The organism is Xanthomonas sacchari (genome assembly GCF_040529065.1).
Taxonomy (GTDB): Bacteria; Pseudomonadota; Gammaproteobacteria; order Xanthomonadales; family Xanthomonadaceae; genus Xanthomonas_A; species Xanthomonas_A sacchari.
The window spans coordinates 4,605,001-4,625,349 of record NZ_CP132343.1; the positions used below are offsets into that span (position 1 = coordinate 4,605,001).

The window sequence follows — 20,349 nt, forward strand, 5'->3', positions numbered from 1 at the left end:
GCACGATCTGCGCAGGCTGCCCGTAGTGCTCCTGCAAGCCGCGGCCCATCAGCAGGTTGAACTTCTGGTCGGTGCCGCCCAGTTCAACGTCGGCCTTCAGCGCCACCGAGTCGTAGCCCTGCACCAGCGGGTACAGGAACTCGTGGATGGCGATGGACTGCTGCGCCGCGTAACGCTTGGCGAAGTCGTCGCGCTCGAGCATGCGCGCGACAGTGTGCTGGCCGGCCAGGCGGATCATGTCGGCCGCGCTCATCTGCCCGAACCATTCGGAGTTGAAGCGCACTTCGGTGCGCTCCCGGTCCAGCACCTTGAACACCTGCTCCTCGTAGGTGCGGGCGTTGGCCAGCACGTCCTCGCGGGTCAGCGGCTTGCGGGTGACGTTCTTGCCGGTCGGGTCGCCGATCATGCCGGTGAAGTCGCCGATCAGGAAGATCACCTGGTGCCCCAGGTCCTGGAACTGGCGCATCTTGTTCAACAGCACGGTGTGACCGATGTGCAGGTCCGGCGCGGTGGGATCGAAGCCGGCCTTGATCCGCAGCGGGCGGCCGCTGCGCAGGCGGGCCTCCAGTTCTTCACGCTTGAGGATTTCGTCGGCACCGCGGCCGATCAGGGCAAGGGACTCTTCGATCGTGGACAAAACAGGAACTCCGGCGAATGGCGTCAACAAACGTGAATGGCGTTAAGAGCGAGTTAACCGTGCAGCCAGGTGAAAATTCGAGCCGGCTCAATGGTTTGACGCGCTGTGGAACGATGTTTATGGTAGCCGAGTTTTGAGCTCGCGCTTCGGGCTCGTGAGGAAGCCTTGATGCCCAACAGTGATCAGGAACGCGCGCGCCGGCAGCGGTTCCAGCAACGCCTTCACGTTCTCCACGACACTGCGCTGCATCGCAAGTTGAAGGAACACCTTCCCGCCGGCCGCTGGACGCGCCGCCACTGGATCCACGCCAGCCTGTTCGCCACCATCGGTGCGATGGTCGCCACCATCGTCCCGGGCTTCTCCAACGCCATCGACGTGCCGCTGCAGACCACGCAGGCGACGCTGGCGCTGCCGTTGCCGCCGATCTCGCTGGCGCAGCAACAGCAGGCGGCGATCACCGACAACTGGCAGGTGGTGCGGATCGAGTCTGGGCAGACCCTGGGCTCGGTGTTCGAGAAGCTCGGCATCCCCGCCACGGTGATGCAGCGGGTGCTGGACCATCCGGGCACCCACGACGCGCTGACCAAGCTGCGCCCGGGCGCGGAAATCGGCTTCGACCTGGCGACGACCGGCGACCTGCGCGCCCTGCGCTTCGACCGCGATGCCACCCACCGGGTGGAGCTGTCGCTGTTGGGCGACGACATCAAGGAGAAGGTGATCGAGCGCGAGACCAGCACGCGCACCGTGGTCACCAGCGGCGAGATCACCAGCTCGCTGTACGTGGCCGCACGCAAGGCCGGGCTGTCGCCGTCGGCGATCGCGACGATGACCGACGAGATCTTCAAGTACGACATCGACTTCGACAAGGACCTGCAGCCGGGCGACCGCTTCAGCGTGGTCATGGACGAGACCTGGCGCGAAGGCGAGCGCATCGACACCAGCAAGATCCTGGCGGCGACCTTCACCACCCGCGGCAAGACCTACAGCGGCTTCCGCTTCGAGCGCGGCGGCAAGCCGGCCGAGTACTTCGACGTGACCGGGCGGCCGCTGAAGAAGAGCTTCATCCGCATGCCGGTGTCCTACAGCCGCATCAGCTCCACCTTCGGCGCGCGCAAGCACCCGGTGCTGGGCACCATGCGCATGCACAAGGGCATCGACTATGCGGCGCCGACCGGCACCCCGATCATGGCCGCCGGCGATGCGCGGGTGCAGTTCGTCGGCACCCAGCGCGGCTACGGCAACGTCGTCATCCTGGATCACGGCAAGGGCTACAGCACGCTGTACGGGCACATGTCGCGCTTCGGCGGGATCAAGGCCGGCCAGCGCATCAACCAGGGCACGGTGATCGGCTATGTCGGCATGACCGGCATGGCCACCGGTCCGCACCTGCACTACGAATTCCGCGTGGACGGCGTGCAGCGCAATCCGGCCTCGGTGACGATGCCGCCGCCGACCCCGCTGGCCGGGGCTGAACTGGCCGCGTTCCGCGCGCAGACCTCGCCGGCGCTGGCGCGCATCCAGCGCGTGGAGAAGCTGATCTACGCCGATGCCGACGAGCCGGGGGCGAAGAAGAAGAAGGTCGTCGCCTCGTCCAAGGCCGCCGCCTCGCACGACGCCGGCTGAGCACTGGCGTCCGCTTCCGCCGCGCCGCGCATTGACGGGCGGCGGCGCCTGGCACACGCTGCGGCGCCGACCGCCGCCTGGTGCCTAGCATGTCCTCGCCTTCCGCCGTTCCCGACGACGCCCTGTTCCTGGGCCTGATGTCCGGCACCAGCGCCGACGGCATCGATGCCGCGCTGGTGCGCTTCGGCCACGACGGCAACCCGCAGCTGCAACTGGGCCGCACCTATGTCTGGGCACCGCAGCAGCGCGCGGCGCTGATCGCGCTGGGCGAAGGCGGCGACATCGCCTCGCTGGACGCGCTGGGGCAACTCGATGCCGAGGTCGCGATCGCCTTCGCCGAGGCGGCGCTGCGCCTGCTCGACGACGCCGGGGTGGCGCCGGCCGCGGTGCGCGCGATCGGGTCGCACGGGCAGACCGTGCGCCATCGCCCGCTGGCGAACCCGGCCTTCACTTGGCAGCTCGGCGACGGCAACCGCATCGCCGAACTGACCGGCATCGCCACGGTCTGCGATTTCCGCCGCCGCGACGTCGCCGCCGGCGGCCACGGCGCGCCGCTGATGCCGGCCTTCCACGCGGCGATGCTGGGCGCGGCGCACGAGGACCGGGCGGTGCTCAACCTCGGCGGCATTGGCAACCTGACCCTGCTGCCGGCGCACGGTGCCGTGCGCGGTTTCGACACCGGCCCGGCCAACGCGCTGCTCGATGCCTGGTGCCAGCGCCATCGCGGCCAGCCCTACGATGCCGGCGGCGCCTTCGCCGCCAGCGGCGCGGTCGACGCCAACCTGCTGCAGCGCCTGCTGGCCGATCCGTGGTTCGCGCTGCCGCCGCCCAAGAGCACCGGGCGCGAGCAGTTCCACCTGCGCTGGCTGGAGGCCTGCCTGGACACCCCGGCACCCGCGCCGGCCAGCGTGCAGGCAACGCTGCTGGAACTGACCGCGGCCACCGTCGCCGACGCCTTGCTGGCGCAGCAACCGGCGACCCGGCAGTTGCTGGTGTGCGGCGGCGGCGTGCACAACCCGCTGCTGCTGGCGCGGCTGCAGGCGCGGTTGCCGGGGGTGCAGGTGCAGTCGACCCAGGCGCAGGGCCTGGACCCGGACTACATCGAGGCGATGGGCTTCGCCTGGCTGGCGCGACAGACCCTGGCCGGGCTGCCGGGCAACCTGCCGTCGGTCAGCGGCGCGCGCGGGCCGCGCATCCTCGGCGCGATCCACCCCGCGTAAGCGAGGCGTCGGGATTCAGAAACCGCTGCCGGCGGGCAGCGCGCGCAAGGCCGCGATTGCCTCCGACAGCGCATCCACTTCGCGGTGCTCGAACCCGCTGCGTACGTCGTACTCGCTGGAGAACAGGCCCTGCTCGATCAGCGCCAGCACCGCCTGGCGCTGGGTCCAGCCGCGCGCGACGGCGATGCGGCGGATGCGTTCGAGCAGGAACGGGTCGATATCGCGCAACACAAGGTCGCTCATGCGGACTCCCGGACGGCGGCGCACGCATGCGCCGCTGCCCATCATCCCTGCCCGGGGACCGCCTTTCAATCGCTGGAGGCGGCCGCCTGTGGCGTCTGTTCGCGGATCCGCGGCCACAGCCAGGCCAGCAGCAACAGGGTCGGGATCACGGTGAAGGCGCTGAGCACGAAGAAGGTGCTGTAGGAGGTGGCTTCGACGATGTAGCCGGAGACGCCGCCGACGAACTTGCCCGGCAGGTTGGCCAGCGACACCAGCAGCGCGTACTGGGTGGCGGTGAAGTTGCGGTCGGTCAGCGAGGACATGAAGGCGACCAGCACGGTGCCGGCGAAGCCCTGGAACAGGTTGTCGGCGCTGAGCGCGGCGTAGAACGACCAGAGTTGGCCAGGGTTGTGCGCCATCAGCAGGAACGCCAGGTTGGACAGCGCCACGCCCAGCGCGGCGACGAGCAGCATGCGTCGGAAGCCGAAGGCCGCCACCGCCAGGCCGCCGGCGAAGGCGCCGGCAATCCCCATCCAGACCCCGAACAGCTTGGAGACGGTGGCGATGTCGGCCTTGTCGAAGCCCGAGTCCAGGTAGAACGGGCCGGACATGACCCCGATCACCTGGTCGGGAAACTTGAACAGGCCGACGAACAGCAGCAGGGCCAGGCCCAGCGCCATGCCGTTGCTGGAGAAGAAACTGGAGATCGGCTGCCAGAACGCACCGACCACGTCGATCCTGCGCACCACCGTCGAGGCCGGCACCTCCGGTTCGCGGCACACCAGGGTGGTCACGATCGGCAGCAGCATCAGCCCGGCCATGACCAGATAGGCCAAGGTCCAGTTGCCGAACTGCGCCAGATACAGCGCACCGGCGCCGGACAGGATCAGGCCGATGCGGTAGCCGAAGGTGTAGGTCGCAGCGAGTGCGGCCTGCGCCGAGGACGGCGCGATCTCGATGCGATAGGCATCCACCACCGAATCCTGGGTGGCGCCGGCGAAGGAGGCGATCAGCACCCACAGCACCAGCGCGCCCACGCTCAATTCCGGGCGGGTGAAGGCCAGCGCCACCAGGCCGATGGCCACGCCGAGCTGCGCGACCAGCAGCCAGGAACGGCGCCGGCCAAGGAAGCCGAACAGCGGGAAGCGATAGCGGTCCAGCAGCGGCGCCCACAGGAACTTGAGCAGGTAGAAGAAGCTGGCCAGGCTGATCAGGCCGATGCTGCCCAGGTCCAGGCCGACGTCGCGCAGGCGCGTGGACAGGGTCTGCGAGGCGATCAGCAGGAACGGCAGGCCGCTGCCGAAGCCCAGCAGCGCCATCGTCGCCGCCGACGGCGTGGCGAAGGCGCGCTTGATCCCGGCCCAGCCCTTGTAGGACACCGGCGCCGCGGAGGTGCCGCCGCTCATTCGCGGTAGTCCACCGTGAACGGCGCATGGTCGGAGAAGCGCTGCGCGGTATAGATGGAACAGCCTTGCAGGCGCTCGCGCAGGGTCGGGGTGACGAACTGGTAGTCGATGCGCCAACCGACGTCGTTGGCGCGCGCCGCGCCGCGGTTGCTCCACCAGGTGTAGTCCTGGCCGTCCGGATGCAGCGCGCGGTAGGCATCCACCCAGCCGCGGCCGCTGGCCGGGTCGGCCTCGTCGGCACGGTCGGCGCACAGGCCGTTGAGCCAGTCACGCTCGGCCGGCAGGCAGCCGGAGTTCTTCTGGTTCGACTTCCAGTTCTTGATGTCCAGCGCCGAGCGCACGATGTTCCAGTCGCCGCACAGCACGTAGTCGCGGCCGCTGTGCAGCCACTCCACCAGGATCGGCCGCAGCCAGTCCATGACCTGGAACTTGTAGCCTTGGCGCAGCTCGCCTGAGGAACCGGAGGGAATGTAGAAGGACACCACGCTCAGGTTGCCGAAGCGGGCCTCGATGTAGCGGCCTTCCTCGTCGAACTCCGGCCAGCCCAGCGCGGTGCGCACCTCGTCGGGTTCACGCTTGCTGTAGATGGCCACGCCGCTGTAGCCCTTCTTGGTGCTGGCGTCGCGGAACCAGACCCGGTAGCCGTCCGGCAGGAACGCCGGTCCGGCCAGTTGATGCTCCTGCGCCTTGGTCTCCTGCACGCACAGCACATCCGCCTGCTGGGTGGCGAACCACTCGAAAAAGCCCTTGGTGGCGGCCGACCGCAGGCCGTTGGCGTTGAAGCTGATGATGCGCATGAGGAGCCGGGATTCGGGATTGGGGATGACGGGATTTGTGAAAGCATAGCCGGTCACGCCCGTGCAGCGTCCGCGCATGGGGTACGCTTTTACGAATCCCCAATCTCTAATCCCGAATCCCGGCCCCCCAATGACCGACTACCGGCAACGTTTCCTGCAACTGGCCCTGGACGCGGAGGCGCTGCGCTTCGGCGAGTTCACGCTGAAGTCCGGGCGCCTCAGCCCTTATTTCTTCAACGCCGGGCGCTTCGACTCCGGCGCCAGCATGGCGCGGCTGGCGGCGTGCTACGCCGATGCGGCCGACGCGGCCGGGCTCGACTTCGACCTGCTGTTCGGCCCGGCCTACAAGGGCATCCCGCTGGCGACGGCGGTGGCCTGCGAATACGCGCGGCGCGGGCGCGACCTGCCGCTGGCGTTCAACCGCAAGGAAGCCAAGGCGCATGGCGAAGGCGGCAGCCTGATCGGCGCGCCGCTGGCCGGCCGCCGGGTGCTGATCGTGGACGATGTGATCACCGCCGGCACCGCGATCCGCGAGGCGCTGGGCATCATCCGTGCCGCCGGTGGCAAGCCGGCCGCGATCCTGGTCGCGCTGGACCGCCAGGAGATCGCCGCCGAGGACGACCGCCGCTCGGCGGCGCAGGCGGTGGCCGCCGAAGCCGGCGTTCCTGTGGTGTCGGTCGCGCATCTGGGCGACCTGCTTGCATTCATCGACGGAAACGCAGACCTTGTCGGCTTCCGCGAACCGCTGCTGGCCTACCGGGCCCGCTACGGTTGCGCTTCGTCTGGCTGACAGCAGGGGGCTGCCACGATGCCGATCCGACCACGCAACCGCGTCCTGCCGGCCGTGTTGGCGCTGCTGGCCTTGCCGGCCGCCGCGCAACAGGCGTCGGCACCGTCCAAGAAACTGTATTGCTGGAACCAGGGCGGCCAACGCACCTGCAGCGATGCGCTGCCGCCGGAAGCGGTGAACCAGGCGCGCGACGAGTTCAACGCCACCAGCGGCATGCGCAGCGCCGAGGTCGGGCGTGCGCTCAACGCCGACGAACGCGCCGCGGCCGCGGCCGATGCCGCGCAGCAGCGCGCCGACCAGGCCGCGTTGGAGACGCGCAAGCGCACCGACCAGGCGATGCTGCTGTCGTACCAGACCGAGGACGAACTGCGCCGGGTGTTCGCCGAGCGCATCGGCATCGTCGACAACAACATCAACACCGCCCGCTACAACGTCGCCAGCCTGCGCCAGGGTCTGATCGGCCTGCTGTCCGGCGCCGGCGCGCGCGAACTGGCCGGGCAGAGCGTGCCCGCCAAGATCGCCGACGACGTGCAGCAACGGCACCGTGCCCTGCTGTGGCAGCTGCGCATGCAGAAGAACTTCGAACAGCAGCGGCTCGGCCTGGACCAGGAAATCGAGGACGTGCTGCAGCGTTATCGGGCGGCCCGCGGCGGCGGCCCGGCAGCGACCGCGACCACCGCCGGCGGCTGAGCCGCAGCGTGGCTCGGCGCCCGACCGTGCCGGGCGCGTACCGCTGGCTCAGAAGGTCGGCGCCACGCCCGGCAGCACTGCCTGCACCTGGGCGCGGAACAGCGCCTTGATCCGCTCCAGCGCCGCCGCGTTGTCGGCCTCGAAGCGCAGCACCAGCACCGGCGTGGTGTTGGACGCGCGCACCAGCCCCCAGCCATCCGGGAAGTCGACGCGCAGGCCGTCGATGGTCAGCAGCCGCGCGCCAGCGAACGGCGAGCCCTCCTGCTGCGCCTGGGCGACCAGGTCGGCGACCAGCGCGTGCGCATCCTGCCCGTCCACCGGCAGCTTGATCTCCGGCGTGGCCACGCTGTCGGGCAGTTCGGCCAGCACCTCCGACGGCGATTCCTCGCGCTGAGCCAGGATCTCCAGCAATCGCGCAGCTGCGTACAGGCCGTCGTCGAAGCCGTACCAGCGCTCCTTGAAGAAGAAATGGCCGCTCATCTCGCCGGCCAGTTCGGCGTCGGTCTCGCGCATCTTCGCCTTGATCAGCGAATGCCCGGTCTTCCATACCAGCGGGCTGCCGCCGTTGCGCAGCACATAGTCGGACAGCTTGCCGGTGCACTTGACGTCGTAGATCACCAGCGCGCCGGGGTTGCGTTGCAGCACGTCGGCGGCGAACAGCATCAGCAGGCGGTCCGGGTAGATCACCGTGCCTTCCTTGGTGACCACGCCGAGGCGGTCGGCGTCGCCGTCGAAGGCCACGCCCAGGTCGGCGTCGAAGCGCCGCACCGTCTGCACCAGATCCTCGAGGTTGTGCGGCTCGCTGGGGTCGGGATGGTGGTTGGGGAAGGTACCGTCGACGTCGCAGTACAACGGCACCACCTCGGCGCCGATCGCTTCCAGCAGCCGCGGTGCCAGTTCGCCGCCGACGCCGTTGCCGGCATCGGCCACGACCTTGAGCGGGCGGTCCAGTTGCACGTCGTCGGCGATGCGCTGGATGTAGTCGTCGCCGACGTCGCGCTGTTGCAGCCGGCCCGGCTCCTCGGCCGTGGGCAGGCGGCCGGCGCTGATCCGCGCGTACAGATCGGCGATGGCCGCGCCGGACAGCGTCTCGCCGCCGACCACGATCTTGAAGCCGTTGTAGTCGGCCGGGTTGTGGCTGCCGGTCACCGCCACGCAGCTACCGGCGCGCAGGTGATAGGCGGCGAAGTAGACCACCGGGGTCGGCGCCAGGCCGATGTCGGTGACATGGCAACCGGCGCGGCGCAGGCCTTCGATCAGCGCGGCCGACAGTTCCGGCCCGGACAGGCGGCCATCGCGGCCGACCACCACCTCGTTGAGTCCCTGCTCCTGCATCACCGCGCCGATCGCCTGGCCGATCAGCGCCGCGACCTGCGGGCTGAGGTCGCGGCCGACCACGCCGCGGATGTCGTAGGCGCGGAAGATCTCCGGCGCCACTGCTAACGCCGGCACCGGCTTGGCCGGCGCGGCCTCCTCGGCGGCCGAGGGCGGCGGCGGGGGCGGCTCCTGACGCTGCAGGCTCTGCTGCAGGGTGTGTTCTTCGGTGGCCGCGGCGTCGGCGCGGCGTACCCGCGGCTGCGGCAGGCGCCCGCGCGCGGCCAGCAATAGCAGTGCGCCCAGCACCAGGCAGAGGCCGGCAACCAGCAGGCAGGGCATCGCCCCCAGCCCCAGCGGACCGGCTTCGCTATCCGGCAGCGAGGCGACCATGCGCAGGCCGCTGTCGCCGACCGGGCGCGACAGCGCGTCGGCACGGTCGTGCAGCGCATTGTTGCCGGCGGCAATCACGTCGTAGTTGCCCTGGCGCAGCGCCAGATAGCCGCTGCCCGGCACCGGCGCCTGCGCGACCGGGTCGGTCAACAGCGCCAGCGGCAGGCGCAGGTAGACCACCGCGGGGGTGCCGCCCAGCGATACCGGCGCGGCCAGCCCGAGCCGCGGGCCGCCGCCGTCGCGAATCACCGCACTGGCGATCTTGTCGCTCAGCAGGGTCTTTTCCAGCAGCGCCAGGCGGCCGTAGCCGAAGCGCGCCGCATCGGTATAGCCCGGCTCCAGGTCGGCCGGCAGTACCTGCGCGTCCTCGGCCTGCGCCCAGTCCGCGCGCAGCGCCTGGGCCGCGGCCGCGGCGTCGCCGCGGCTCAGGGCCGCCTGCACGGCCGGCTGCTGCAGGCGCTCGGACAGGCGTTTGCCCACGCCCGCCAGCGCCTGCTGGGTCTGCGTCACCGCGGCATCGCGCGCCTGCTCCAGGGTGGTGGCGGCCTGTTCGGCGCGCCATTGCTCGACCCCGCTCCAGCCGAACCAGACGACCATCAGCACCAGCAGCACCGTCAGCAGAGGCGCCACCTTGCGCAAACCCTGCGGCACCGGCCGCGCTTGTGTTGCCTCGCTCATGCAGACGATCCCCTGTCAGCGCACTCCGGTATGGCCGAATCCACCCGTTCCCCTGGCGCTGTCGGCGAAAGTATCCACCACCTGCAGGGCAACACGCACGACCGGCATCACCACCAGTTGCGCGATGCGGTCGCCGGGGGCGATGGTGAAGTCCTCTCGGCCGCGGTTCCAGACGCTGATCAGCAGCGGTCCCTGGTAGTCGGCATCGATCAGGCCGGTGCCGTTGCCGAGCACGATGCCGTGGCGGTGGCCCAGGCCCGAACGCGGCAGCACCACCGCGCACAGCTGCGGATCGGCGATGTAGATGGACAGGCCGCTGGGGATCAGCGCGGTGTCGCCCGGGGCCAGGGTCAGCGGCGCCTCGGTGGCCGCGCGCAGGTCGAGCCCGGCGCTGGCTTCGGTGGCGTAGTCGGGCAGCGGCCAGCTGTCGCCGAAGCGCGGATCCAGCAGCTTCACCTGCAGCGGATGGGGCGTGGGAGTGCTCATGCGTGCAGCCTCTGCGCGATCAGGTCCAGCAGTTGTTCGGCCAGCTGCGTCTTGGAGACCGCCGGGAAGTCGCGTTCGCCGTCCTGCCAATAGGCGGTGGCCGCGTTCTGGTCGCTCTCGAAGCCGTTGCCGGCCACCCCCACCCGGTTGGCCACGATCAGGTCCAGGTGCTTGTCGGCGAGTTTGCCACGGGCATAGCGCTCGATGTCGTGGGTCTCGGCGGCGAAACCGACCACCAGCTTCAGCGCCTGGGTCTGCGCGGCGACCTCGGCCAGGATGTCCGGGGTCCGGGTCAGCTCCAGGGTCAGGGTCTCGCCGCTCTTCTTGATCTTCTGCGCCGCCACGTGTTTTGGCGTGTAATCGGCGACCGCGGCAGTGCCGATGTAGATGTCCGCCGGCAGTGCGCCCAGCACCGCCTCGCGCATCTGCGCGGCCGAGCGCACGTCGATGCGCTGCACGCCATCGGGCGTAGACAAATGCACCGGACCGCTGACCAGCACCACCTCGGCGCCCTGCCGGGCCGCGGCCGCGGCCAGCGCGTAGCCCATCTTGCCGCTGCTGCGATTGCCCAGGTAGCGCACCGGATCCAGGTCTTCGTAGGTGGGACCGGCGCTGATCAGCAGGCGCAGGCAGCGTAAGGCGCCGGTGGCGCCGGTGCCGGAACGCGACGGGACGGCGGTGGTGGCGGCCGGCGTGGCCGACGCGGCGCCCTGGTCGGTGCGCCCGGCGAGCGCCGCGACGATCTGCCCGGGCTCGGCCAGGCGGCCGGGGCCGGACTCGCCTTCGGCCAGCGGGCCGTCGTTGGGGCCGACCACCTGTGCGCCGCGCTGGCGCAGGGTGGCGATGTTGGCCTGGGTGGCCGGGTGCAGCCACATGCGGTGGTTCATCGCCGGACACACGGTCAGCGGGGCGGTGCTGGCCAGGCACAGCGTGCCGACCAGGTCGTCGGCCAGCCCGTGCGCCAGGCGCGCCAGCAGGTCGGCGGTGGCCGGCGCCACCACGATGTGTTCGGCCCAGCGGGCCAGTTCCAGATGGCCCATCGCCTGTTCCGCGCCGCTGTCCCACAACGTGGTGCGGGTGAGATGGCCGGACAGCGCCTGGAAGCTCAGCGGGGTGACGAACTGCTGCGCGCCGGCGGTCATCGCCACCTGGACCTCGGCGCCGGCATCGCGCAGCCGCCGCACCAGTTCCAGCGCCTTGTAGGCGGCGATTCCCCCGCCGACGCACAACAGCACACGTCGCCCCGGCAGGGGCCTCTCGAAAATCGCGGTCACGTCGGGAATGTCCTACCCATACAAGGACGATTAGCTTACCCGATGGCTTTTGGCGGCCTGATACCGTTGCGCCATGTCGGCCGGCACCCTGGCGATATGCACATCTCCGACTGGCCCTGCGAAGAACGTCCCCGGGAAAAGCTGCTGGCGCGCGGTCCCCGGGCCCTTTCCGACGCCGAACTGCTGGCGATCTTTCTCGGCTCCGGCCTGCCCGGCAGCGACGCGGTACGCACCTCGCGCGACCTGCTGCATCGGCACGGGCCGTTGCGCACGCTGCTGGACCGGTCGCCCGGCGACCTGGTGCGCCTGCCCGGGCTGGGGCCGGCGCGGGCCTGCCAGCTGTCGGCGGCGCTGGAACTGGGCCAGCGCCACCTGGCCGCGGAACTGCAGCGCGGCGACACCCTCAGCAACCCGGTCACCGCCGGCCGCTACTTCGCGCAACGCCTGCGGGCGCGGCCGTACGAGGTTTTCGCCGCCTTGTTCCTGGACACCCGGCACCGCTGGCTGGCCTTCGAGGAGCTGTTCCAGGGCACCGTGGACGGCGCCGAGGTGCATCCGCGCGAAGTGGTCCGGCGTGCGCTCACGCTCAATGCCGCCGCGGTGATCATCGGCCACAACCACCCGTCCGGGAACCCGGAACCCTCGCCCGCCGACCGCGCCGTCACCGACCGGCTGAAACAGGCGCTGGACCTGATCGACGTGCGCCTGCTCGACCACTTCATCGTCGGCGACGGCGTCCCGGTCTCGATGGCCTCGCGCGGCTGGGCCTGAACCGATGTGCGTGGCGGGCGGTGCCGGGGTGGCGCGCGTGCCGCACAAAGCAGACACCCGGCCGGCGGGCCGCGGCGGGCCCAGGCGCAGGCCTGCGCCCGGTCACGGCGTCACGGCGCCACGGCTGAGGTCGGGCTGAACCCGGGACGGGCCGGGAGGCGGCGGGTCGGGTAAAATCGCCGGTTCCGCGCTTCAAGCAGAGATCTCGTGAAATCCCAACTCCGCGCCCTGATCGGTCAAGGCATCGAAGCCTTGCGCGCCAATGGCACCCTGCCGGCCGACACCCTGCCGCCGGACTTCGTGGTCGAGCGCCCCAAGACCCGCGAGCACGGCGACTTCGCCACCAACGCGGCAATGCTGCTGGCCAAGGCCGCGCGCACCAATCCGCGCGCCCTCGCCCAGCAACTGGTGGACGCGCTGCCGGCAAACGACGATGTCAGCAAGGTCGAGATCGCCGGCCCTGGCTTCATCAATTTCCACCTCGGCCCCGGCGCCTACCAGCGCGAGGTGCTGGCGGTGCTCAAGCAGGGCGAGGACTACGGCCGCAGCCTGGTCGGCAACGGCCGCACCGTGGGCGTGGAGTACGTCTCGGCCAACCCGACCGGGCCGCTGCACGTCGGCCACGGCCGCGCCGCGGCCATCGGCGACTGCCTGGCGCGCCTGCTCGAGGCCAACGGCTGGAATGCCAAGCGCGAGTTCTACTACAACGACGGCGGCAACCAGATCGAGAACCTGGCGCGCTCGGTGCAGGCGCGCGCCCTGGGCAAGACCCCGGACAGCCCGGACTGGCCGGAAGAAGGCTACCGCGGCGACTACATCCAGGACGTGGCCGAGGCCTACATGGCCGGCGCTGCAGTCGACCTGGAGGGCCACGTGGTCACCGGCGCCAAGGACCCGCAGGACCTGGACGCGATCCGCCGCTTCGCCGTGGCCTATCTGCGCAACGAGCAGAACCACGACCTGGCCGCGTTCGGCGTGGATTTCGACATCTACTTCCTGGAAAGCTCGCTGTACCGCGACGGCAAGGTCGAGGAAGCGGTGCAGAAGCTGGTCGCCTCCGGCCACACCTACGAGGACGGTGGCGCGCTGTGGCTGAAATCCACCGATTTCGGCGACGACAAGGACCGCGTGATGCGCAAGTCCGACGGCACGTATACCTATTTCGTGCCGGACGTGGCCTACCACCTGAGCAAGTGGCAGCGCGGCTACGTGCGCGCCATCACCGAACTGGGCGCCGACCACCACGGCTCGCTGGCGCGCGTGCGCGCCGGCCTGCAGGCGATGGACCTGGGCATCCCCAAGGGCTGGCCGGAATACGTGCTGCACCAGATGGTCACGGTGATGCGCGGCGGCGAGGAAGTGAAGCTGTCCAAGCGCGCCGGCAGCTACCTGACCCTGCGCGACCTGATCGAGGAAGCCGGCCGCGATGCCACGCGCTGGTTCCTGATCGCGCGCAAGCCCGATTCCCAGCTCACCTTCGACATCGACCTGGCGCGCCAGCAGAGCAACGACAACCCGGTGTTCTACGTGCAGTACGCGCATGCCCGCGTGTGCAGCCTGCTGCGCCAGGCGCAGGAGAAAAAGCTGGACTACGACCAAGCCGACGGCCAGGCGCAACTGAATCGGCTGAACGACGCGACCTCGCTGGAACTGATGCAGGAACTCTCGCGCTACCCGGAAGTGGTGGAGAATGCGGGGCATGCGCTGGAACCGCACCTGATCGCGCAATACCTGCGCGAACTGGCCACGGCCTTCCACACCTGGTACCACGGCACCCCGGTGCTGGTGGACGACGCCGGCGAACGCAACGCCAAGCTGACCCTGGCGGTGGCGGCGCAGCAGGTACTGGCGAACGGTCTGAATCTCCTGGGCGTCTCGGCCCCGGAAAAAATGTGAGTGGAGAAGCGGTAAATGGCAGCACGACGCGGTAAGACCCAGGCCCGGCGAAACACCGGCAACGGCACGCCCGGATGGGTGTGGCTGATCGCCGGCGCGGCGATCGCCGCGGTGGTGTTCCTCGGCGCGCCGGGCCTGTTCAAGAAGGACGGCGACTTCCTGCGCGTGGGCGGCCCGCGCGCCAATCCGGACGCGCAGCCCGCACCGGTGGCCGATGCCGACGTCGATGCGGCCCCGGAGCTGCCCAAACCCGCCGCCAATGCGGCCGGCAGCACCAAGCCGGAGGCGAAGAAGGACGCGCAGACCCAGTACGACTTCTACACCCTGCTACCCGGCAAGGAAGTGCAGATGTCCGACGCCGAACTGGCCGCCAGCGCGCGCGCCGAGGCCATTCGCCAGGCCAAGGCGCAGGCCGCCGCAGGCACGGCGGCCGCCGGCACCACCCCGGCCGCGGCCGCCACTGCGCCGACCGCGACGGCCGCCAATCCGACCCCGCTGCCGGAAACGCCTAGCACCGCGGCCAGCGCCACGCCGGCCGCCTCCAGGCCGGCGACCGCGGCGGCAACGCCGGCCGCGACCACCGCACCGGCAGCGGCCGCGGCGACTGCGGCCCCCGACACCGCACGCTACATCCTGCAGGCCGGCTCGTTCGGCGCCTCCGGCGACGCCGAGTCGACCAAGGCCAAGCTGGCGATGCTGGGCTTGTCGGCGCGCGTGGAATCGGCGCAGATCAGCGGCAAGACCGTGTACCGCGTGCGCATGGGGCCCTACGGCACCGCCAGCGAACTGGCCGAGGCCAAGCAGAAGTTGAACGGCAGCGGGCTGTCGGCGATCGCGATCAAGGCGCAGTGAGGCTGGGAATCGGGAATCGGGATTGGGGAATGGGTGAAGCGGCCTTCTTGCCGTTTTCACCTGTACGTGCGCGGATGCGTTGTCGCCGCTGACATTGGGCCGCGCTGGCCCCGAGATGACGCTGCAGTTCCACGACGGCGATCTGCTGGGGACTACGCAAAAGACTTAGTCGCCAGGGAATCTGGAATGGGGACGCGGGCACGTCCCGTTCCGCGCGACGCGACTTGAAGACGCTTCGGATCCGCGCGCCGTCGCGCCGCGCTGACGTCATCGATCATCGAAGCCGACTCCCCCACGGGCACACGCGCTGTCGACGCGCGCGACCGGGTTTTGCTTTTACCATTCCCGATTCCCCCTCCCCATTCCCGGCCCCCCAATGACCCAGACTGCCCTGATCACCGGTGCCACCTCCGGTTTCGGCGCCGCCGCCGTGCGCCGCTTCGTCGACGCGGGCTGGCGCGTGATCGCCACCGGCCGCCGTGCCGAGCGCCTGCAGCCGCTGCTGGACGCCTTCGGCGCCGAACGCGTGCACATCGCCGCCTTCGACATCCGCGATACCGACGCGCTGGACGCGATGCTGGCGGCGCTGCCAGAGGCGTTCCGCGGCATCGACCTGCTGGTCAACAACGCCGGCCTGGCCCAGGGCACCGCGCCGGCGCAGGCCGCGCAACTGGACGACTGGCGCACGATGATCGACACCAACGTCACCGCGCTGGTGACGCTGACCCATCGCCTGCTGCCGACGCTGATCCAGCGCCGCGGCGCGATCATCAACATCAGTTCGGTCGCCGCGCTGTATCCCTATCCCGGCGGCAACACTTACGGCGGCACCAAGGCCTTCGTCAGTCAGTTCTCGCTGGGCCTGCGCTCGGACCTGCACGGCACCGGCGTGCGCGTGACCGCGATCGAACCGGGCATGGCCGAGACCGAGTTCACCCTGGTCCGCACCCATGGCGACCAGAAGGCCTCGGACACGCTCTACCAGGGCGCACAGCCGATGACCGCCGAGGACATCGCCGAACAGATCTTCTGGGTGGCGACGCTGCCGCCGCACCTGAACATCAATCGGCTGGAAATCATGCCGGTGACGCAGTCCTTCGCCGGCTTCCAGGTCGCGCGGCAACCGGCCTGAACGGCCGCGGGGCCGCGACGCGCGGCCCCGCCATGACGCTTCTTTTCTCACGCTCACGCGGCGGAGCCCCTCTGCCGCCGCGCGGCAGCGACGCGCATCGACTGCGCCGGTCGGATGGCAATTCCGACAATACTTTAACGAAATGATATAACATATCTTTCATGCAGCCTTGCCCGGCATCGGGCAGCGCACCACTTGCTCGCCTGCAGCCCACCGCTGCCGCCAACCTCCCTGCCGCTTCGTCCACAGCCACCATGAAGACCTACACCCATGCCCTCGCCGTGCTGGCCGGGCTCGCGGCCGGCGACGGCGCCGCGCAGACGTCGACCGAGACCACCACCACGCTGGGTACCGTGGAAGCGCGGCGCCACAGTGCCGCCTCGCTGTCCACGCGCAATATCCTCAGTTCGGTCGACGTGCTCGGCAGCGAACAGATCGCCGACAAGCAGGTCATGAACAGCTGGGAGTTGCTCGGGCAGATGCCCGGCATGCAGCTCACCGAAACCCGCCAGGGCGCCGAGTCCGGCAAGGTCACCTTCCGTGCCTTCAACGGCGAGGGCTACATCAACGGCATCAAGGTGCTGATCGACGGCGTGCCGAGCAACGTCAACAGCGGCAACCAACGCTTCATCGACATGATCTTCCCGCTGGAGATCGCCTACATCGAGGTGGTGCGCGGCACCAACGATCCGCGTTACGGCCTGCACAACATCGGCGGCAACTTCAACATCGCCACCCGCCAGGGCGGCGACTACCAGGACCTGCGGCTGCGCTATGGCAGCTTCGCCACCCGCGAACTGCAGTACGCCGTCGGCCATGAGGCCGATGGTCTGGCGCAGAACTATTTCGTCGGCGCGCAGGCCGCGCATGGCTATCGCCAGCACGACAGCTCGCGCAAATACACCCTGGGCGGCAAATGGTTCTATGGCGAAGACGACGATGCCGCCCGCATCGGCCTGATCGCCCGCGCCTACCATCACGACGCCGACGAACCGGGCTTCCTCACTGCCACCGAGTTGGTCGAGGACCGCGAACAGTCGCCGCCGAAGAACGCCAACGACGGCGACGACCGCGACATGCGCCAGGCGAGCGTGCACGCCGACTTCAATCTCGGCGGCGGCTTGCAGCTGCGCAACACGCTGTACTTCAACCGCTATGAAGACGACCGCCGCGTCACCTTCACCAATTACCCGCTGGGCAATGCGCCGCGGCAGCGTCGGCAGTGGGACGAAACCCAGACCGGCCTGCTCAGCACCGTCACCTGGCAGGCCAGCGCCCTGCTCAGCGTGGAAGCCGGCGTCAATGCCGAGCACCAGGACAACCGTTACCGGCGCGCGCGCTACGCCTACAGCGTACCGACAGATTTCGACCGCGCGCCGGCACGCGTGCAGAACGACGACCGCTACAGCCTGGACAACCTCGGCCTGTACCTGCAGGCGGTGATCCAACCGAGCGATGCGCTGAAGATCGTCCCCGCATTCCGTGCCGACCGCTTCTCCGGTGAGACCGCGCTGCCTGGCGGCATCCACGCGCCGCTGCAGCGCTACGGCTGGATCGACCAGCCCAAGCTCAGCGTGATCTACGCGCTGACGCCGCAGCTGAGCGTGTACGCCAATTGGGGCCGCACCTTCCAGATCCTCACCGGCTCCACCGCGCCGGCCTATCTCACCCCGGGCCAGCCGGCGTTCCGGCCCTCGATCAACACCGGCAAGGAACTGGGCCTGAAACTGCAGCCGGTGGCCGGCACCGAGGCGCGCGTGGCGGTCTGGCGCCAGGACGCCACCGACGAAGTGGCGAACATGCCCAGCACCGGCACCACGGTCGGCCTCGGCCAGACCCGTCGGCAAGGCGTGGATCTTCAGCTAAGCACACAATTGGGCGAGCGCTGGACGCTGTGGCTGTCGCACGCGCTCCAGGAAGCCAAGGTGGTCAGCGCCTACACCGCCACCGGCGAGTCGCTGCGCGGACGCGAGGTGTTCTCCACGCCGCGCTACATCAGCAACGTCGGCCTCGACTACCGGCCCGACGCGCGCTGGAAGTTCGGCGTGCAGGCGCGCGCGCAGGGCGACTACTACATCGACGAACGCAACACGCAGGGCAAGTACGGCGGCTTCCGCGTGGTCGATGCCAGCGTGCGTTACCAGCTCAGCCCGCGCGCAAGCCTCGACCTGCAGGTGAAGAACCTCACCGACGCGCGCTATGCCTACGTCTGGTACGACAACTTCTTCTGGGGCGGCAACGACCAGCCGATGTTTTCGCCAGCGTCCGGACGTTCTGCCTATCTCGGTTTCGAACTGCGGCTGTAGGGCAACTCGCATCCCCTGCATCCGCCACAGCGTGCTGCGCAGGAGCGGCTTCAGCCGCGACGGGCTTCACCGCGAACGCGACCATCGCGTCTGAAGAAACCGCGCCGATGGGGCACGTCCCGGGGTGAGAGGTGCCCGGCAGCGGCGTTTGCCTGGGCAAGGATAGCCGCGCAGTCGTCGGATGCGACGTCCTCGCCGCATGTGGTACGGTTCCGGCGTCGCCAGCCTTCGCGCAAGCCTTCCGCCCGTTCACCGGAGTGCTTTGCGATGCTCTCTCCCTCTCCGTTCGACCGCGCCGTCCTTTTCTCGCAGGGGCCGCGGCGATGACCGACTTCATTACAGACGCGGCACAGCTGCAGGATTGCGTGGGCCGTCTGGCTGGTCCACGCGACATGAAGGTGATCGACCACCTGGACGCGCACGCGCTGCGCTGGCTGGCCGCCAGCCCGCTGCTGTTCGCCGGCGTCGCGGCTCAGCGCCTGGCGCTGAGCGTGGGCAGCGGTGCGCCCGGCTTTGCGCGCGGCGACACCCCGCACCTGCTGTCGATCCCGCTGCAGGCGCTGGATACGGCCCACACGCCTGTCGGCGCCGGCTTCGGCGCGCTGTTCCTGGTGCGCGGCCTGGGCGAGACCCTGCGCATCAATGGCCGCATCGCCGGCGACGATGGCACGCGCGTGTTCGTTGCCGTCGAGGAATGCTATCTGCACTGCGCCAAGGCCCTGCTCCGCGCCAACTGGTGGCAGGCCGCGGAATCCACCGACGAAGCGCCGCCGCAGACGCCGGAGGGATTTCTGGGAAATTGCCGGCTGCTGGTCCTGGCCACCGCCGATGCCGAAGGCCGCGTCGATGTCAGCCCGCGCGGCGATCGCCCCGGCGCCTTGCTGCAAGCCCACCGCGACGCCTGGTGGTTCGCCGACCGCCCAGGCAACCGCCGCGTCGACAGCCTGGGCAATCTGCTGGCGCAGCCGCAGATCGCGCTGCTGGCGCTGCGCCCCGGCAGCGCGCGCTGCGTGCGCATCGAAGGGCTCGCCCGTCCCAGCACCGATGCAGCGATCCGCAGCGCGCTCGCGGTCGATGGACGCGTTCCGCATCTGGCGGTGTGGGTGCTGCCGGCGGTGCTCGAAGACATCCACAGTGCTGCGCTGCGCCGCTTCGACCACTGGCCGCCCACTGCCATCGCACACGACCTGGACCCGCCGACGATCTTCCGCGACCACGTCAGGCGCAGCGGCGCGCGCGGCGCCCAGGCCACGCTGCTGCGCGCGGCGGTCTCGGTGCCCGGCATGGTCCGCAAAGGACTGCAGGCCGACTACAAGAAGAACATGTACTGAGCGCGCAACGCCGCCGGTTCACCCGTCTGCGTCGATCGCGCCGGGCGCGCTGAGGTGATGCACCGCATAGCAGTGCGCATCGTCGTCCGCCGGCGGCAGGTCGCGCCACAGATGAAACCGCAGCCGCGTCCATCCCTGCGGTTCGTAACCGTGCACCGTGGCCAGCGTGCGTTCGTCAGGAGCACGCATAGCGTCGGCGTCGTTCTCCAAGGCCGGCGACGGCGCTTGCAGCGCGCGGGTTGCATAGCGCGCCGTGCGCAGCGCCGCGGACGTCCATGCCGTGCCGACCATCCACGACTGCACTGGCGGGCGGCCGAAGGCCTCGCACAGTGCGGCGAACGCGGGACCGGCGAGAAACGCATGCATCGCTGCCGCATCGCGCCACAGATAGAACGGCGCATACAGATTCTGCCGGCCGGGCAGGCGCGGATCGTGCCGATCGGCGACCAGGTAAGCCTTGAACCGCAGCCCCGGCAGCGTGTCGAGCAAGGGCCCTTTGTCGGCGATGCGGCGGCGGATGATCGCCATGTC

Annotated in this window: 18 protein-coding genes (1 of these 18 only partly in view); 10 read left to right on the top strand and 8 right to left on the bottom strand. The window is 69.9% G+C overall.

What is annotated here, in order from left to right; genetic code table 11:
- A protein-coding gene (gene tyrS, locus RAB71_RS19490) for a tyrosine--tRNA ligase (protein WP_010342050.1) crosses the window boundary here: on the bottom strand, positions 1 to 637 show its 5' portion. 575 nt of this gene lie to the left of the window's left edge; 637 of the gene's 1,212 nt are visible here — the first part of the coding sequence; the start codon lies at positions 635 to 637; its stop codon lies off the left edge, out of view.
- A gap of 168 nt (positions 638 to 805) precedes the next feature.
- Between tyrS and RAB71_RS19495 the strand changes: the two genes are divergently transcribed.
- Together RAB71_RS19495 and RAB71_RS19500 are read left to right on the top strand one after the other, a co-directional pair.
- Entirely contained in the window at positions 806 to 2,260 is a 1,455-nt protein-coding gene (locus RAB71_RS19495; protein ID WP_010342051.1) for a M23 family metallopeptidase, read from the top strand.
- Between the two features lie 89 nt (positions 2,261 to 2,349).
- Positions 2,350 to 3,480, top strand: a complete 1,131-nt coding sequence (locus RAB71_RS19500) for an anhydro-N-acetylmuramic acid kinase (RefSeq protein ID WP_029561964.1) — start codon at positions 2,350 to 2,352, stop codon at positions 3,478 to 3,480.
- 15 nt (positions 3,481 to 3,495) lie between these two features.
- On the opposite strand, the gene RAB71_RS19505 is transcribed toward RAB71_RS19500, so the two are convergent.
- The 3 genes from RAB71_RS19505 to RAB71_RS19515 all read right to left on the bottom strand — a co-directional run bounded on the left by RAB71_RS19505 (position 3,496) and on the right by RAB71_RS19515 (position 5,905).
- Complete coding sequence (locus RAB71_RS19505) at positions 3,496 to 3,723, bottom strand: hypothetical protein (protein ID WP_010342053.1); 228 nt, start codon at positions 3,721 to 3,723, stop codon at positions 3,496 to 3,498.
- A gap of 65 nt (positions 3,724 to 3,788) precedes the next feature.
- Positions 3,789 to 5,108 (bottom strand): MFS transporter, encoded by a 1,320-nt coding sequence (locus RAB71_RS19510; RefSeq protein ID WP_010342054.1) that lies wholly within the window; start codon positions 5,106 to 5,108, stop codon positions 3,789 to 3,791.
- On the bottom strand, positions 5,105 to 5,905 hold the full coding sequence (locus RAB71_RS19515) for an exodeoxyribonuclease III (RefSeq protein WP_010342055.1): 801 nt from the start codon (positions 5,903 to 5,905) through the stop codon (positions 5,105 to 5,107). Before RAB71_RS19515 ends, RAB71_RS19510 begins: the two co-directional genes overlap by 4 nt.
- A gap of 130 nt (positions 5,906 to 6,035) precedes the next feature.
- Between RAB71_RS19515 and pyrE the strand changes: the two genes are divergently transcribed.
- The gene (gene pyrE / locus RAB71_RS19520) at positions 6,036 to 6,695 is read left to right on the top strand and encodes an orotate phosphoribosyltransferase (RefSeq protein ID WP_010342056.1); all 660 of its coding nucleotides are present in this window, start codon (positions 6,036 to 6,038) and stop codon (positions 6,693 to 6,695) included.
- 18 nt (positions 6,696 to 6,713) lie between these two features.
- Positions 6,714 to 7,385, top strand: a complete 672-nt coding sequence (locus RAB71_RS19525; RefSeq protein WP_010342057.1) for a hypothetical protein — start codon at positions 6,714 to 6,716, stop codon at positions 7,383 to 7,385.
- Positions 7,386 to 7,433: 48 nt separating this feature from the next.
- On the opposite strand, the gene RAB71_RS19530 is transcribed toward RAB71_RS19525, so the two are convergent.
- Genes RAB71_RS19530 through coaBC form a run of 3 tightly spaced genes read right to left on the bottom strand, consistent with a single transcriptional unit; the run spans position 7,434 to position 11,530 of the window.
- On the bottom strand, positions 7,434 to 9,770 hold the full coding sequence (locus tag RAB71_RS19530; protein ID WP_010342058.1) for a phosphomannomutase/phosphoglucomutase: 2,337 nt from the start codon (positions 9,768 to 9,770) through the stop codon (positions 7,434 to 7,436).
- Between the two features lie 15 nt (positions 9,771 to 9,785).
- Entirely contained in the window at positions 9,786 to 10,256 is a 471-nt protein-coding gene (gene dut / locus RAB71_RS19535; protein ID WP_010342059.1) for a dUTP diphosphatase, read from the bottom strand.
- Complete coding sequence (coaBC, locus tag RAB71_RS19540; protein ID WP_175300583.1) at positions 10,253 to 11,530, bottom strand: bifunctional phosphopantothenoylcysteine decarboxylase/phosphopantothenate--cysteine ligase CoaBC; 1,278 nt, start codon at positions 11,528 to 11,530, stop codon at positions 10,253 to 10,255. Before coaBC ends, dut begins: the two co-directional genes overlap by 4 nt.
- Before the next feature lie 96 nt (positions 11,531 to 11,626).
- Between coaBC and radC the strand changes: the two genes are divergently transcribed.
- The 6 genes from radC (at position 11,627) to RAB71_RS19570 (ending at position 19,818) form a co-directional block, all read left to right on the top strand.
- Positions 11,627 to 12,301: a DNA repair protein RadC gene (gene radC / locus RAB71_RS19545; protein WP_010342061.1), complete on the top strand. Its 675-nt coding sequence runs from the start codon at positions 11,627 to 11,629 to the stop codon at positions 12,299 to 12,301.
- Positions 12,302 to 12,508: 207 nt separating this feature from the next.
- Positions 12,509 to 14,197: an arginine--tRNA ligase gene (gene argS, locus RAB71_RS19550; RefSeq protein WP_010342062.1), complete on the top strand. Its 1,689-nt coding sequence runs from the start codon at positions 12,509 to 12,511 to the stop codon at positions 14,195 to 14,197.
- Positions 14,198 to 14,212: 15 nt separating this feature from the next.
- Positions 14,213 to 15,049, top strand: a complete 837-nt coding sequence (locus RAB71_RS19555) for an SPOR domain-containing protein (RefSeq protein ID WP_104609537.1) — start codon at positions 14,213 to 14,215, stop codon at positions 15,047 to 15,049.
- A 376-nt stretch (positions 15,050 to 15,425) separates the two neighbouring features.
- The gene (locus tag RAB71_RS19560; RefSeq protein ID WP_010341843.1) at positions 15,426 to 16,181 is read left to right on the top strand and encodes an SDR family NAD(P)-dependent oxidoreductase; all 756 of its coding nucleotides are present in this window, start codon (positions 15,426 to 15,428) and stop codon (positions 16,179 to 16,181) included.
- 254 nt (positions 16,182 to 16,435) lie between these two features.
- On the top strand, positions 16,436 to 18,487 hold the full coding sequence (locus tag RAB71_RS19565) for a TonB-dependent receptor (RefSeq protein ID WP_010341844.1): 2,052 nt from the start codon (positions 16,436 to 16,438) through the stop codon (positions 18,485 to 18,487).
- Positions 18,488 to 18,810: 323 nt separating this feature from the next.
- On the top strand, positions 18,811 to 19,818 hold the full coding sequence (locus RAB71_RS19570) for a pyridoxamine 5'-phosphate oxidase family protein (RefSeq protein ID WP_029561935.1): 1,008 nt from the start codon (positions 18,811 to 18,813) through the stop codon (positions 19,816 to 19,818).
- An 18-nt stretch (positions 19,819 to 19,836) separates the two neighbouring features.
- On the opposite strand, the gene RAB71_RS19575 is transcribed toward RAB71_RS19570, so the two are convergent.
- On the bottom strand, positions 19,837 to 20,346 hold the full coding sequence (locus RAB71_RS19575) for a DUF4865 family protein (protein ID WP_234006528.1): 510 nt from the start codon (positions 20,344 to 20,346) through the stop codon (positions 19,837 to 19,839).
- Positions 20,347 to 20,349: the final 3 nt, after the last annotated feature.

Coding starts and splice junctions, on each gene's coding strand:
- RAB71_RS19495 (WP_010342051.1), top strand. CDS start 806: ATGCCCAACAGTGATCAGGAACGCGCGCGCCGGCAGCGGTTCCAGCAA.
- RAB71_RS19500 (WP_029561964.1), top strand. CDS start 2,350: ATGTCCTCGCCTTCCGCCGTTCCCGACGACGCCCTGTTCCTGGGCCTG.
- RAB71_RS19505 (WP_010342053.1), bottom strand. CDS start 3,723: ATGAGCGACCTTGTGTTGCGCGATATCGACCCGTTCCTGCTCGAACGC.
- RAB71_RS19510 (WP_010342054.1), bottom strand. CDS start 5,108: ATGAGCGGCGGCACCTCCGCGGCGCCGGTGTCCTACAAGGGCTGGGCC.
- RAB71_RS19515 (WP_010342055.1), bottom strand. CDS start 5,905: ATGCGCATCATCAGCTTCAACGCCAACGGCCTGCGGTCGGCCGCCACC.
- pyrE (WP_010342056.1), top strand. CDS start 6,036: ATGACCGACTACCGGCAACGTTTCCTGCAACTGGCCCTGGACGCGGAG.
- RAB71_RS19525 (WP_010342057.1), top strand. CDS start 6,714: ATGCCGATCCGACCACGCAACCGCGTCCTGCCGGCCGTGTTGGCGCTG.
- RAB71_RS19530 (WP_010342058.1), bottom strand. CDS start 9,770: ATGAGCGAGGCAACACAAGCGCGGCCGGTGCCGCAGGGTTTGCGCAAG.
- dut (WP_010342059.1), bottom strand. CDS start 10,256: ATGAGCACTCCCACGCCCCATCCGCTGCAGGTGAAGCTGCTGGATCCG.
- radC (WP_010342061.1), top strand. CDS start 11,627: ATGCACATCTCCGACTGGCCCTGCGAAGAACGTCCCCGGGAAAAGCTG.
- RAB71_RS19555 (WP_104609537.1), top strand. CDS start 14,213: ATGGCAGCACGACGCGGTAAGACCCAGGCCCGGCGAAACACCGGCAAC.
- RAB71_RS19560 (WP_010341843.1), top strand. CDS start 15,426: ATGACCCAGACTGCCCTGATCACCGGTGCCACCTCCGGTTTCGGCGCC.
- RAB71_RS19565 (WP_010341844.1), top strand. CDS start 16,436: ATGAAGACCTACACCCATGCCCTCGCCGTGCTGGCCGGGCTCGCGGCC.
- RAB71_RS19570 (WP_029561935.1), top strand. CDS start 18,811: ATGACCGACTTCATTACAGACGCGGCACAGCTGCAGGATTGCGTGGGC.
- RAB71_RS19575 (WP_234006528.1), bottom strand. CDS start 20,346: ATGGCGATCATCCGCCGCCGCATCGCCGACAAAGGGCCCTTGCTCGAC.